This is a genomic window from Pseudomonas sp. AMR01, from assembly GCF_041946035.1.
GTDB lineage: Bacteria > Pseudomonadota > Gammaproteobacteria > Pseudomonadales > Pseudomonadaceae > Aquipseudomonas > Aquipseudomonas antarctica_B.
The window spans coordinates 382,562-393,920 of the sequence record NZ_JAUTYR010000001.1; the positions used below are offsets into that span (position 1 = coordinate 382,562).

Annotated in this window: 14 protein-coding genes; 12 read left to right on the forward strand and 2 right to left on the reverse strand. The window is 62.7% G+C overall.

The window, feature by feature from the left end; translation table 11 throughout:
- Positions 1-4: 4 nt before the first annotated feature.
- From Q7C20_RS01755 to Q7C20_RS01800, 10 genes are all read left to right on the forward strand, one after another.
- The gene (locus tag Q7C20_RS01755) at positions 5-1,300 is read left to right on the forward strand and encodes an MFS transporter (protein WP_375064807.1); all 1,296 of its coding nucleotides are present in this window, start codon (positions 5-7) and stop codon (positions 1,298-1,300) included.
- 16 nt (positions 1,301-1,316) lie between these two features.
- The gene (rhmD, locus tag Q7C20_RS01760) at positions 1,317-2,501 is read left to right on the forward strand and encodes an L-rhamnonate dehydratase (protein ID WP_375064809.1); all 1,185 of its coding nucleotides are present in this window, start codon (positions 1,317-1,319) and stop codon (positions 2,499-2,501) included.
- Positions 2,502-2,512: 11 nt separating this feature from the next.
- A complete protein-coding gene (locus Q7C20_RS01765; protein ID WP_375064811.1) occupies positions 2,513-3,313 on the forward strand; it encodes an aldolase/citrate lyase family protein in 801 nt (266 codons plus the stop codon).
- An 11-nt stretch (positions 3,314-3,324) separates the two neighbouring features.
- Complete coding sequence (gene aldA / locus Q7C20_RS01770; protein WP_375064813.1) at positions 3,325-4,758, forward strand: aldehyde dehydrogenase; 1,434 nt, start codon at positions 3,325-3,327, stop codon at positions 4,756-4,758.
- A 70-nt stretch (positions 4,759-4,828) separates the two neighbouring features.
- Positions 4,829-5,710 carry an amidohydrolase family protein gene (locus tag Q7C20_RS01775; protein ID WP_375064815.1) on the forward strand — a complete coding sequence of 294 codons (882 nt, stop codon included), beginning with the start codon at positions 4,829-4,831 and terminating at the stop codon, positions 5,708-5,710.
- Entirely contained in the window at positions 5,710-6,030 is a 321-nt protein-coding gene (gene rhaM / locus Q7C20_RS01780) for an L-rhamnose mutarotase (protein WP_375064817.1), read from the forward strand. The genes Q7C20_RS01775 and rhaM overlap by 1 nt, the downstream gene beginning before the upstream one ends.
- Before the next feature lie 40 nt (positions 6,031-6,070).
- Positions 6,071-7,129 (forward strand): L-rhamnose/proton symporter RhaT, encoded by a 1,059-nt coding sequence (rhaT, locus tag Q7C20_RS01785; protein ID WP_375064819.1) that lies wholly within the window; start codon positions 6,071-6,073, stop codon positions 7,127-7,129.
- A gap of 28 nt (positions 7,130-7,157) precedes the next feature.
- A complete protein-coding gene (locus Q7C20_RS01790) occupies positions 7,158-7,928 on the forward strand; it encodes an SDR family NAD(P)-dependent oxidoreductase (protein WP_375064821.1) in 771 nt (256 codons plus the stop codon).
- Positions 7,929-8,093: 165 nt separating this feature from the next.
- Positions 8,094-8,276 (forward strand): hypothetical protein, encoded by a 183-nt coding sequence (locus tag Q7C20_RS01795; protein WP_375064823.1) that lies wholly within the window; start codon positions 8,094-8,096, stop codon positions 8,274-8,276.
- Positions 8,239-8,451 (forward strand): carbohydrate porin, encoded by a 213-nt coding sequence (locus tag Q7C20_RS01800; protein ID WP_375064825.1) that lies wholly within the window; start codon positions 8,239-8,241, stop codon positions 8,449-8,451. Before Q7C20_RS01795 ends, Q7C20_RS01800 begins: the two co-directional genes overlap by 38 nt.
- Here Q7C20_RS01800 and Q7C20_RS01805 read toward each other — a convergent pair.
- Positions 8,448-9,062 carry an LpxA family transferase gene (locus Q7C20_RS01805; protein WP_348059020.1) on the reverse strand — a complete coding sequence of 205 codons (615 nt, stop codon included), beginning with the start codon at positions 9,060-9,062 and terminating at the stop codon, positions 8,448-8,450. The genes Q7C20_RS01800 and Q7C20_RS01805 overlap by 4 nt on opposite strands.
- A gap of 121 nt (positions 9,063-9,183) precedes the next feature.
- Between Q7C20_RS01805 and Q7C20_RS01810 the strand changes: the two genes are divergently transcribed.
- Positions 9,184-10,149, forward strand: a complete 966-nt coding sequence (locus Q7C20_RS01810; RefSeq protein ID WP_375064827.1) for a threo-3-hydroxy-L-aspartate ammonia-lyase — start codon at positions 9,184-9,186, stop codon at positions 10,147-10,149.
- Entirely contained in the window at positions 10,146-10,526 is a 381-nt protein-coding gene (locus tag Q7C20_RS01815; protein WP_375064829.1) for a RidA family protein, read from the forward strand. The genes Q7C20_RS01810 and Q7C20_RS01815 overlap by 4 nt, the downstream gene beginning before the upstream one ends.
- On the opposite strand, the gene Q7C20_RS01820 is transcribed toward Q7C20_RS01815, so the two are convergent.
- Positions 10,514-11,140 (reverse strand): transcriptional regulator, encoded by a 627-nt coding sequence (locus Q7C20_RS01820; RefSeq protein ID WP_375064831.1) that lies wholly within the window; start codon positions 11,138-11,140, stop codon positions 10,514-10,516. The two genes, Q7C20_RS01815 and Q7C20_RS01820, sit on opposite strands and share 13 nt — an antisense overlap.
- Positions 11,141-11,359: the final 219 nt, after the last annotated feature.

Below are 11,359 nucleotides of genomic sequence, written 5' to 3' on the forward strand. Positions count from 1 at the left end.
CATTATGAAAACCCTGCCTGCGCCCCTGCTCGCCAAAATTTCCTGGCGGCTGCTGCCCTTCCTGCTGTTGATGTACATCATGGCCTTTCTCGACCGCGCCAACGTCGGGTTCGCCAAACAAGCTTTCCAGGCCGATACCGGCTTAAGCGATGCCGCGTTCGCCTTCGGCGCCGGGGTGTTTTTCGTCGGCTACGCGCTGCTGGAAGTGCCGAGCAACCTGATCCTGCACCGCGTCGGCGCCCGCCTGTGGATGTGCCGGATCATGGTCAGTTGGGGCCTGGTGTCGGCGGCGATGGTGTTCGCCCACAACGAAACCAGCTTTTATGTCCTGCGCTTTCTGCTCGGCGTGGCCGAAGCGGGGTTCTTCCCCGGCGTCATTCTTTACCTCACCTACTGGTTCCCCCAAGCCGTGCGCGGCAAGGCCATGGGTTTCTTCTACTTTGGTGCGCCGCTGGCGTTCATCTTCGGCAGCCCGCTGTCCGGGTTGTTGTTGGAGATGGACGGCATCGGCGGGGTTCACGGCTGGCAATGGCTGTTCGCGGTGGAAGGCTTGATGGCCACCGCTGTGGGCATCTGGGCCTATTGGTACCTGGATAATCGCCCCGCCGATGCCAAGTGGCTAACCGTGGATGAGCGCGAGCAAATCCAGGCCCTGCTAAACACGGAAGACAGCCACAAAACCTCCCACGGCCGTAGCCTGCTGAACGTGCTGTGCCAACCGTCAGTGCTGTATTTGTGCCTGGTGTATCTGCTGATCCAGGCCAGCGTGTACGGCGTGGTGTTTTACCTGCCAACCCAGGTCGGTGGCCTGCTCGGCGCCAAGGTCGGGCTGATGGTCGGGCTGGTGTCGGCCATTCCATGGGTCTGCGCGCTGTTTGCCGCCTGGTGGATCCCCGCCTACTCCGACCGCACCGGCGACCGCCGCCGCACCGCCAGCCTGACGCTGTTAATGGCCGCCGCCGGCATCGCCTGTTCGGTGACCTTCGCCAACCCGCTGCTGGGCATGCTTGCCCTGTGTTTCGCGGCCTCGGGTTTCATCGCCGTGCAACCGGTGTTCTGGACGTTCCCCTCCAGCTACCTGGCCGGCAGCGCGGCTGCCGCCGGCATTGCGTTGATCAATTCCTTTGGCGCCCTCGGCGGGTTTATTGCGCCCGTGATCAAGCACTGGGCCGAAGGCGCTTTCCACTCCCCGGCGGCCGGTCTCTACCTGCTGTCCGCCACCACGGTCCTGGCGGCATTGCTGGTACTGGGCATCCATTCACCCGGCCATAAGGCGTCGAACACGCCGGCCACTGTTTAATTCCAGGAGTCACACCATGGGTCACCTCACTATCAAACACGTGCGCGCCTTTGTACTGCGCGGCGGCGGCGCGGATTACCACGACCAGGCCGACGGCCACTGGATCGATGACCACATCAGCACGCCCATGAGCAAATACCCCGAATACCGCCAGAGCCGCCGCAGTTTCGGCATCAACGTGCTCGGTACGCTGGTGGTGGAAATTGAAGCCAGCGACGGCACTGTCGGCTTTGCGGTGACCACTGGCGGGGAACCGGCGGCCTATATCGTCGAGAAACACCTGGCGCGTTTTATCGAGGGCGCCCGCGTCACCGATATCGAAAAGATCTGGGACCAGATGTACCAGTCCACTCTTTACTACGGCCGCAAGGGTTTGGTGATCAATACGATCTCCGGTGTCGACCTGGCCTTGTGGGACTTGCTCGGCAAAATCCGCCAGGAACCGGTGCACCAATTGCTCGGCGGCGCGGTGCGTGACGAACTGCAGTTCTACGCCACTGGCGCGCGCCCCGACCTCGCGCAGAAGATGGGTTTCATCGGCGGCAAAATGCCCCTGCACCACGGCCCCAGCGAAGGCGAAGAAGGCCTGCGCAAAAACCTCGAAACCCTGGCGACCATGCGCGAACGGGTCGGCCCGGATTTCTGGCTGATGCTCGATTGCTGGATGAGCCTGGACCTTAACTACGCGACCAAACTGGCGATTGGCGCCCATGAATACGGGCTGAAATGGATCGAAGAAGCCTTGTCCCCGGACGACTACTGGGGCTACGCCGCCCTGCGCAACAACGTGCCCAAGGGCATGCTGGTCACCACCGGCGAACACGAAGCCACGCGCTGGGGCTTTCGCATGCTGCTGGAGATGGGCTGCTGCGACATTATCCAGCCCGACGTCGGCTGGTGCGGCGGCCTCACCGAACTGGTGAAAATCTCCGCCCTGGCCGATGCCCACAACGCGATGGTCGTGCCCCACGGCTCGTCGGTCTACAGCTACCACTTTGTTGCCACACGCCATAACAGCCCGTTCGCCGAATTCCTGATGATGGCGCCCAAGGCCGACGAAGTGGTGCCCATGTTCCATCCGCAACTGCTCGGCGAACCGGTACCGGTGAATGGCCGCATGCGCCTGTCGGAACTCGACAAGCCCGGTTTCGGCGTTGACCTGAACCCGGATTGCCAACTGCACCGTCCGTACAACCGCTGAGGAAGACTGCCATGAACATGCCCCGCAACGGCTTCAAGGCCGCCCTCGCCGAGGACGCCACGCAATATGGCATCTGGGCCGGTTTCGCCACCGCCTACGCGGCCGAAATCGTCGCCGGCACCGGCTATGACTGGATGCTCATCGATGGCGAGCACGCGCCCAATACCGTCCCCAGCGTACTCAACCAATTGCAGGCAGTGGCGCCCTACTCCACAGCGCCCGTGGTGCGTGCGGTAAGTGGCGACGCCAACCTGATCAAACAATTGCTGGATGTCGGCGCCCAGACCCTGATGATCCCCATGGTTGAAACCGCTGAACAAGCCCAGGCGCTGGTGCGCGCCATGCGTTACCCGCCCCACGGCATTCGTGGCGTCGGCGGTGGTTTAACCCGCGCCACGCGCTGGGACGGCGTGGCGGATTACCTGCAAACCGCCCACGAGCAGCTGTGCCTGATCGTGCAAGTGGAGTCGCGTCTGGGCGTGGAAAACGTCGCGGCGATCGCTGCCGTGGAAGGTGTGGACGCGGTGTTTATCGGCCCGGCCGACCTGTCCATCGGCCTCGGCCATGCAGGTAACCCTGGCCACCCCGAAGTCCAGCAACGCATCAAGCACGCCGTGGACGCCACCCTTGCCGCCGGCAAGGTCAGCGGCATCTTGGCGCCCAACGAAGAAGACGCGCGCCGCTACCAGGCCTGGGGTTGCCGCTTTATCGCGGTGGCCATCGACATCAGCCTGCTGCGCCAAAGCGCGCTGGCAACACTCGCCCGTTATCGCCCGGCCGCCGACGCGAAAGCGCCGTCGCGCACTTACTGAGGAACCTGCCCATGTCATCTGTTCCCGTTTACCAGAACTTTATCAACGGCCGTTTCGTCGCCAGCCAGGCACACATTGACGTGCTCAACCCGGCCACCGGCGCGCTGCTGTCGAAGGTGCCGGCCTCCACCGCTGCCGACGTCGACCAGGCACTCGCCGCCGCTCGCCATGCGCAAAAAGACTGGGCGCGCAAACCCGCCATCGAACGCGCCGGCCACTTGCGGCGCATCGCTGCCAGGCTGCGCGAAAACGTCGCCCACCTGGCACGCACCATCACCCTTGAACAGGGCAAGGTCAGTGGCCTGGCGGAGGTCGAAGTCAATTTCACCGCCGACTACCTCGACTACATGGCCGAATGGGCGCGGCGTATCGAAGGCGAGATCATCACCAGCGACCGCCAGAACGAAAATATCTTCCTGTTCCGCAAGCCGCTGGGCGTGGTCGCCGGCATCCTGCCGTGGAATTTTCCGTTGTTCCTGATCGCGCGCAAGATGGCCCCGGCGCTGCTCACCGGCAATACCATCGTGATCAAGCCCAGCGAAGAAACCCCGAATAACTGCTTCGAATTCGCCAAACTCGTGGCCGAGACCGACCTGCCCGCAGGCGTGTTCAACGTGGTGTGCGGCGACTGCCAGGTCGGCGGCGCACTCACTGCGCACAAGGGCGTGGACATGATCAGCTTCACCGGCAGCGTGGCCACCGGTTCGCGAATCATGACCGCCGCCGCACCGAATATCACCAAGCTCAACCTGGAGCTGGGCGGCAAGGCGCCGGCCATCGTGCTGGCTGACGCCGACCTCGACCTGGCGGTGAAAGCCATCCGCGATTCGCGCATCATCAATACCGGCCAAGTGTGCAACTGCGCCGAGCGCGTGTACGTGGAGCGCAAGGTCGCCGACCAGTTTATCGAGCGCATCAGCGCCGCGATGTCGGCCACGCGCTTCGGCGACCCCATCGCTCAGGCTGATGTGGAGATGGGCCCGCTGATCAACCGCCAGGGCCTGGACAGCGTCAACCGCAAAGTGCGCACGGCATTGAGCCAGGGCGCCACCCTGGTCAGCGGCGGGCAGATTGCCGACCTGGGCGCGGGCTTTCACTTCCAGCCCACGGTATTGGCCGGCTGCCGCGCCGACATGGAGATCATGCGCGAAGAGATTTTCGGGCCGGTGCTGCCGATCCAGATTGTCGACGATCTGGACGAAGCCATCGCCATGGCCAATGACTGCGACTACGGCCTGACGTCTTCGATCTACACCCGCGACTTGGGCAAGGCAATGCATGCGGTGCGCGAGATTGATTTTGGCGAAACCTACGTCAACCGCGAGAACTTCGAAGCCATGCAAGGCTTCCATGCCGGCGTGCGTAAATCCGGCGTGGGCGGTGCTGACGGCAAACACGGCCTGTACGAATACACCCACACGCACGTGGTGTACCTGCAGAGCTGAGGTGGTGAAACGTGGCCCGGCGCGGTAGCGTGCGGGCCTTCCCCAGAATGCTACAGATAAGGACTGCGCCATGCCCCTGCCCCCTTACAGCGGCCCGATCATCGACAGCCATCTGCACCTGTTTGACCCGCGTCGCGCTCAAGGCATTCCCTGGCCGGAGCCGGGTAACCGCCTGTACGCCGCGCATTTGCCAGCGGATTACTGGGCGGTGGCAAGCGAACACAATGTGGTCGGCGCCATCGCCGTGGAAGCCAGCCCGTGGCGTGACGACAATCACTGGCTGCTCGACACCCTGCGCAGCGACCCGCGCATGCTGGGGTTTGTCGGCAACCTGGACCCACGTGAAGCGTCTTTCGCTGCCGACCTCGACTCACTGGCCCATGAGCCGCTGTTTCTTGGCCTGCGCTACGGCAACCTGTGGGGCCGCGACCTGCTGCTGGACCAAACCCGCCCGGGGTTTATCGACGGTTTGCGCCAGCTGGCCGCCTGCGGACGCAGCCTGGACAGTGCCAACCCGAATCCGCGTCTGATCAAGGGGCTGTTGCACGTGAGCGACGCGCTGCCGCAACTGCGCATTGTCGTCGACCACCTGCCGAACGCCCAGGTGCCGACCGGCGAAGAAAACGCCTACCACGCCGACCTGTTGCGCCTGGCCGAACGGCCGAATGTGTTCGCCAAACTGGCAGAAATCCCCCAGCTCGGGCCGCACGGCTTGATCACCGACACCGCGTTCTACAACGACCGCCTGGCCGTGTTGTGGGAGGCCTTTGGCGAGGACCGTTGTTTCTTTGGCAGTGACTGGCCCAACAGCGATCACCTGGCGGATTTCGCCACCACGCAGGCGTTGGTAAAAAACTGCATGGCAGACAAGTCCGAAGCGGCGCAGGCCAAGTTCTTTTTGCACAACGCGGTGCGCATCTACACGCCTGCGCCGTCCCATGGAGAACTGTGATGCAAACCCGTGCCTTTCGCATGAACCTCAATCCGGGCCAGGCCGACGAATACCGTCGACGCCACGATGAGCTCTGGCCAGAACTGGCCCAGGCGCTGCTGGAGGCGGGCGTCGTGGACTATCGGATTTTTCTCGATGAGGCCGCCAACGCGCTGTTTGCGGTGCTGACCCACGAAGACGCCCATGGCCTGGACGAACTGCCCGGCACCGCGCTGATGCAACGCTGGTGGACTTACATGCAGGACATCATGCCCAGCCACGCGGATGCCTCGCCGATCAGCGTTGACCTGCTGCCCATGTTCCACCTGACGCGCCCTTGAACCGACTGGCTCACAACAACAATAAAAAGGATTCAACCACGTGGAAATCATTCTCTTCGGTGTGATTCTGCACTTTATCGGCGGCTTCGCTTCCGGCAGTTTCTACATCCCCTACAAGAAGGTCCGCGGCTGGGCCTGGGAAAGTTATTGGATCACCGGCGGCCTGGTGTCCTGGCTGATCGTGCCGCTGATTGCCGCGCAACTCACCGTGCCGGGCTGGTTGGAAATCCTGCGCACGGCCGACACCGGCACTTTGCTGTGGACCTATCTGTTCGGGGTGTTATGGGGCATCGGCGGGCTGACCTTCGGCCTGACCATGCGCTACCTCGGTTTGTCCCTGGGCATGTCGCTGATCATGGGCCTGACCTCGGCCCTCGGCGCCTTGATGCCGGCGCTGTACCGCGACCTGTTCACCACTGAAACCGAGGGCACTCTGACCTCGATGCTGGCCTCACAGGGCGGGCATTGGGTGCTGTGGGGCGTGGCCGTGTCGTTGATCGGCATCGCGGTGTGTGGCAAGGCCGGGCTTATCAAGGAACGCGAAGTGCCGCAGGCGGTGAAGCTCGCCAGTGTCAGCGAGTTTTCGCTCGGCAAGGGCATGCTGGTGGCGGTGATTTCGGGGGTATTGAGCGCCTGCTTCAGCTACGGTATTTCCGCTGGCCGCCCACTCGCCGCCGCCGCGGTGGAGCACGGCGCCAACAGCCTGTTCCAGAACAACGTGACCTTCATGGTGATCATGTGGGGCGGTTTGACCACCAACGGGATCTGGTGCCTGTGGCTCAACTGGCGTAACCGCACCTTCTCCAACTACACCGACCGCAGCACCCCGCTGCTGAGCAATTACCTGCTGGTGGCCATCGCCGGGACCCTGTGGTTCCTGCAGTTTTTCTTCTATGGCATGGGCGAAAGCCGCCTGCAGAACGACGCCAGTTCATGGGTGCTGCACATGTCGTTCATCATCATCGTGTCCAACTGCTGGGGCCTGTATTTCCGCGAATGGCAAGGCACCAGTGCGACCAACAAGGGCGTATTGGTGGCGGGCATCGCGGTGATCCTCGGCGCCATCGCCATGGTCGGTTACGGCAATTACCTCGGCTGAACCTCTCATTTTTCCCAGGAGACTTTTTATGTTGCTTGCAGACAAAACCGTAATCATTACCGGCGCCTCCCGTGGCATCGGCCGCGCCGCCGCCCGTGAATGTGCGCGTCAGGGCGCTCGCGTGGTGATCGGCCACAGCGGCAGCGGCCAGGGCACCGAGGCGGCGTACTCGTTGATTGAAGAGATCAAGGCGTTCGGCGGCCAGGCCATTCAAGTCGGGGGCGACGCCGCCGACCCGGACACCGGCGACGCGCTCGTTGCCGGCGCAGTCAAAGCCTTCGGCAGCGTCGATGTGTTCGTCAACAACGCTGGAATCTGCCCGTTCCACTCGTTCCTCGACATGCCGCGCGAGGTCTACCTCAAGACCGTCAACACCAACCTCAACGGCGCCTACTTCGCCGTGCAGGCGGCGGCCAACCAGATGAAAAACCAGGGCCGTGGCGGCGCGATCATCGCCGTCAGTTCCATCAGTGCGCTGGTGGGCGGCGGCATGCAAACCCACTACACGCCGACCAAGGCCGGGCTGCATTCGTTGATGCAGTCCTGCGCGATTGCGTTGGGGCCTTATGGCATTCGCTGCAACTCGGTGTTGCCGGGCACCATCGCCACCGACATCAACAAGGAAGATTTGGCCGATGAAGAAAAGCTCGCCTACATGACCTCGCGCACGCCGCTGGGTCGTTTGGGCGAGCCGGATGACGTGGCCGGGCCGATTGTGTTCCTGGCCTCCGACATGGCGCGCTATGTGACCGGCGCATCGTTGCTGGTGGACGGCGGGTTGTTCGTTAACCTGCAGTAAACACACCCCCCTTACAAACACCACAGTTCCAATGTGGGAGCGGGCTTGCTCGCGAATGCAGTGTGTCAGTCACCAGATTCATGCCTGAACCACCGCTTTCGCGAGCAAGCCCGCTCCCACAGTAGGCCCCTGTGTGCCTGAAATTTGTGCTGTTCCCATCATCCAATGCGTACCACCCTCCCCCTGGCCCTGCTCTGCAGCGCCATGTCGACCTGTGCCTTCAGCGCCGGTTTGCTGGACCCCAATTCCCCCGCCATGCTCGGCGACCGGAACGGCCTGCGCCCGCAATTGGCCGAGCAAGGCTACGCAGATGCTCAACGCAGCCAACGGCGTTACCGATATCGATGACCCGCTGTACGTGCCCGAACAACGCCGCGAATACAGCTACGAGATCAACTACGGCTTCCAGGCAACAAAATGGCTGATGGTGCGCCCCAACCTGCAATACGTGAAATACCCCGGAGGGCTTACGCAAACCACCGGCGCAGTGGTCGGCCGCGTGCAGTTTATTGCCGACTTCTAGTCTTTCTCGCCATCAAACACCTGCCCGCGCCCTACCACGCTGGCAGGCTTGAGCAGCGCACCCGGCGCCAATACCGCATTGGCGCCGATACGGCACTGATCGCCCAACAAGGCACCAAACTTGTCGCAGCCGGTGCGCTGCACATGCCCGTCAACCCGTACCCGCACTTCCTTGTCGTCGCGCTCATTGCGGTAGTTGGCGACGATGCTCCCCGCCTCCAGGTTAATCCCGTGGCCCAGTACCGAATCGCCGACGAAATTGAAGTGCGCCAGCTTGCTGCCGCTGAACACGAAGGACGTTTTCAGTTCAGCGCCGGGGCCAATGATGCAGTGTGAATCCAGCCAGCACCCGCCGCGCAACAGTGAGCCGCTGGCAATAAAGCAATGGGCACCGATGATCAGCGGCCCTTTAAGCAAGGCGCCGGACTCGACGGTGGCGGTACGGTGCACGGCGACGTCATCTTCTATGCGGTAATCCTCCACCGACAATTCGGCCAGCAACTGCCGGACGATGGCGGGCGCCTGAGAGACCATCGCCCAAGGCGTAAGGTCAGTCCAGGGCGCCAGGGCAGAGTGGGAAAAGTGAGCGATGTAATCGGTGATTCGGATCAACGTCGTACCCTCCAGCAGTCAGCGAAGTTCGAAAACCTAGCATGCCCAAGGAGAAAAACGCATCTTTACTATTTGTCTTGTTGTGGATATTTTATCTAGAAACGCCCATGAGGTCCGTCCCATGCAATTGCCGACTTACCCCGATGTCATCGCTGCCGCCCTGCGCCTGGAAGGCTTCGCCCACCAGACGCCGGTATTCACTTCACGCACCCTGAATGCCGATACCGGTGCCGAGGTGTTTATCAAATGCGAGAACCTGCAACGCACCGGTTCCTTCAAGTTTCGCGGTGCGTTCAATGCGCTGTCGCGTTTCGATGAACAGCAGCGCAAGGCCGGCGTGGTGGCATTTTCGTCTGGCAACCACGCGCAGGGCATCGCGCTGGCGGCGAGCTTGCTGGGCATGCCGGCAACCATCGTGATGCCCGCCGATGCGCCAGCGTCGAAGGTCACGGCCACCCGTGGCTACGGTGCCAGCGTGGTGTTGTATGACCGCTTCACCGAGGACCGCGAGCAGATCGGCCGCACGCTGGCGGTTGAACACGGTATGACCTTGATCCCGCCTTACGACCACCCGCACATCCTCGCCGGCCAGGGCACGGCGGCCAAAGAGCTGCTCGAATTCACCGGGCCACTGGACGCACTGTTTGTGGGCCTGGGCGGTGGCGGCATGCTCTCGGGCACGGCATTGTCGACCCGTGCGCTGTCACCCGATTGCCAATTGTTCGGCGTGGAGCCCGAAGCCGGAAATGACGGCCAGCGCTCGTTGCGCAGTGGCAGCATCGTGCATATCGACACCCCGGCGACCATCGCCGACGGCGCACAGACCCAACACCTGGGCAACTACACGTTTCCCATCATCCGTGACCGGGTGAACGACATTCTCACGGTGTCGGATGCAGAACTGGTGGCCTCGATGAAGTTCTTTATGCAACGCATGAAAATGGTCGTGGAGCCCACCGGCTGCCTCGGTCTGGCGGCATTGCGCGGCATGGGTGATCAATTCAGGGGCAAGCGTGTGGGGGTCATCGTGACCGGCGGCAACGTGGACTTTCAGAACTTCGCCACGCTGATCCAGGAGGCGTCATGAAGATCATCAACACGCCCACCGCATCAAAACCCGCCGGGCACTATGCGCAGGCCGTCAGCCATGGCGACACCTTGTACATCTCTGGGCAATTACCGGTCAGCCCGGATGGGCGGCACAACCTGTCGGCCTCGTTTGCCGAACAAGTGCAGCTGGCGCTGGCAAATGTGCTGGCGATACTGAAGGCTTCGGGCGGCTCACCCGAGGACCTGGTGAAAGTCACGGTGTACGTGGTGGGCGTCGAACACTGGCCGCAGTTCGACCAGGTGTATGCCGCCGCGCTCGGCGAGCACCGCCCCGCGCGCGCGGTGGTGCCGGTGCCTGAGTTGCACCACGGCTACCTGGTCGAGATCGAAGCCGTGGCGCGTTACTTGGCGTAGGTGTAAACCGCCGCGCGCGACACGCCGAGGTGCGAGGCCACGGTTTCCATAGCCCGGCGAATGTCCATGCAGCCGGAGTCTTTGAGTTCTTGCATCAACACGCGGCGGTCCGCGGTCTTGAGCGCACGCGGAGTCGTCGCCAGCCGCGCGGCGAACTTGTCGATACGCGCACGAATCGCGTCGGCGCCCGACGGGTCGAGGGAGTCGTTGGGGTTGTCGCCGCTGAGCGAACCGAACTGTTCCAGCATGCCTTGCAAGCCACGGAACAGCGAAAGATCGACGTTCATGCACAGGGCGGCGACGTATTCGCCACTGACGCCCTTGATGCCGATGGAGGTGCTTTTGACCTGGCGACCATCGCTGAACTGGTTCTGGTAATTGGCGATGACCTGGTCGTACTCCGGGTCGGCGATGCGTGCCAGGCCCAGCGCGGTGGCCGGCTCCCCCGGCTGACGCCCGGAGAGGTTGTTGTGGATCGCCAGAATCGCGTGCTGCGGGTCGCGCAGGTCATGCAGCACCACTTCGCAGAACGGGCTGAAGGTTTTGCTCAAGCCTTCGGCGATCTGCTCTAGCTGGGAGATCAGGTGGGTGTCTTGGGTCGAGGTCTTTTTCATGCGAGACAACATATCCAGTCATGGACAGGGCGTCAATTTGCTGGTGTGCGGTTGGGTTGGGTTGGGTTGGGTACATATCCGTTGTTTGGGTGATGGCTGAAATCGGTTCCGCTCTTACAGCGGGTCACTTTTGGCAAACGCCCTGTACGGACCGGACACATGGTTGACGGGTGTGCGGGGACATGGTGGACACTTTCCGGCGAGCAAACTTCGCCGGAA

Bases quoted from the DNA above. Each gene is read 5' to 3' on its own strand.
- Q7C20_RS01755 (WP_375064807.1), top strand. From the start codon at position 5: ATGAAAACCCTGCCTGCGCCCCTGCTCGCCAAAATTTCCTGGCGGCTG.
- rhmD (WP_375064809.1), top strand. From the start codon at position 1,317: ATGGGTCACCTCACTATCAAACACGTGCGCGCCTTTGTACTGCGCGGC.
- Q7C20_RS01765 (WP_375064811.1), top strand. From the start codon at position 2,513: ATGAACATGCCCCGCAACGGCTTCAAGGCCGCCCTCGCCGAGGACGCC.
- aldA (WP_375064813.1), top strand. From the start codon at position 3,325: ATGTCATCTGTTCCCGTTTACCAGAACTTTATCAACGGCCGTTTCGTC.
- Q7C20_RS01775 (WP_375064815.1), top strand. From the start codon at position 4,829: ATGCCCCTGCCCCCTTACAGCGGCCCGATCATCGACAGCCATCTGCAC.
- rhaM (WP_375064817.1), top strand. From the start codon at position 5,710: ATGCAAACCCGTGCCTTTCGCATGAACCTCAATCCGGGCCAGGCCGAC.
- Q7C20_RS01790 (WP_375064821.1), top strand. From the start codon at position 7,158: ATGTTGCTTGCAGACAAAACCGTAATCATTACCGGCGCCTCCCGTGGC.
- Q7C20_RS01795 (WP_375064823.1), top strand. From the start codon at position 8,094: ATGCGTACCACCCTCCCCCTGGCCCTGCTCTGCAGCGCCATGTCGACC.
- Q7C20_RS01800 (WP_375064825.1), top strand. From the start codon at position 8,239: ATGCTCAACGCAGCCAACGGCGTTACCGATATCGATGACCCGCTGTAC.
- Q7C20_RS01810 (WP_375064827.1), top strand. From the start codon at position 9,184: ATGCAATTGCCGACTTACCCCGATGTCATCGCTGCCGCCCTGCGCCTG.
- Q7C20_RS01815 (WP_375064829.1), top strand. From the start codon at position 10,146: ATGAAGATCATCAACACGCCCACCGCATCAAAACCCGCCGGGCACTAT.
- Q7C20_RS01820 (WP_375064831.1), bottom strand. From the start codon at position 11,140: ATGAAAAAGACCTCGACCCAAGACACCCACCTGATCTCCCAGCTAGAG.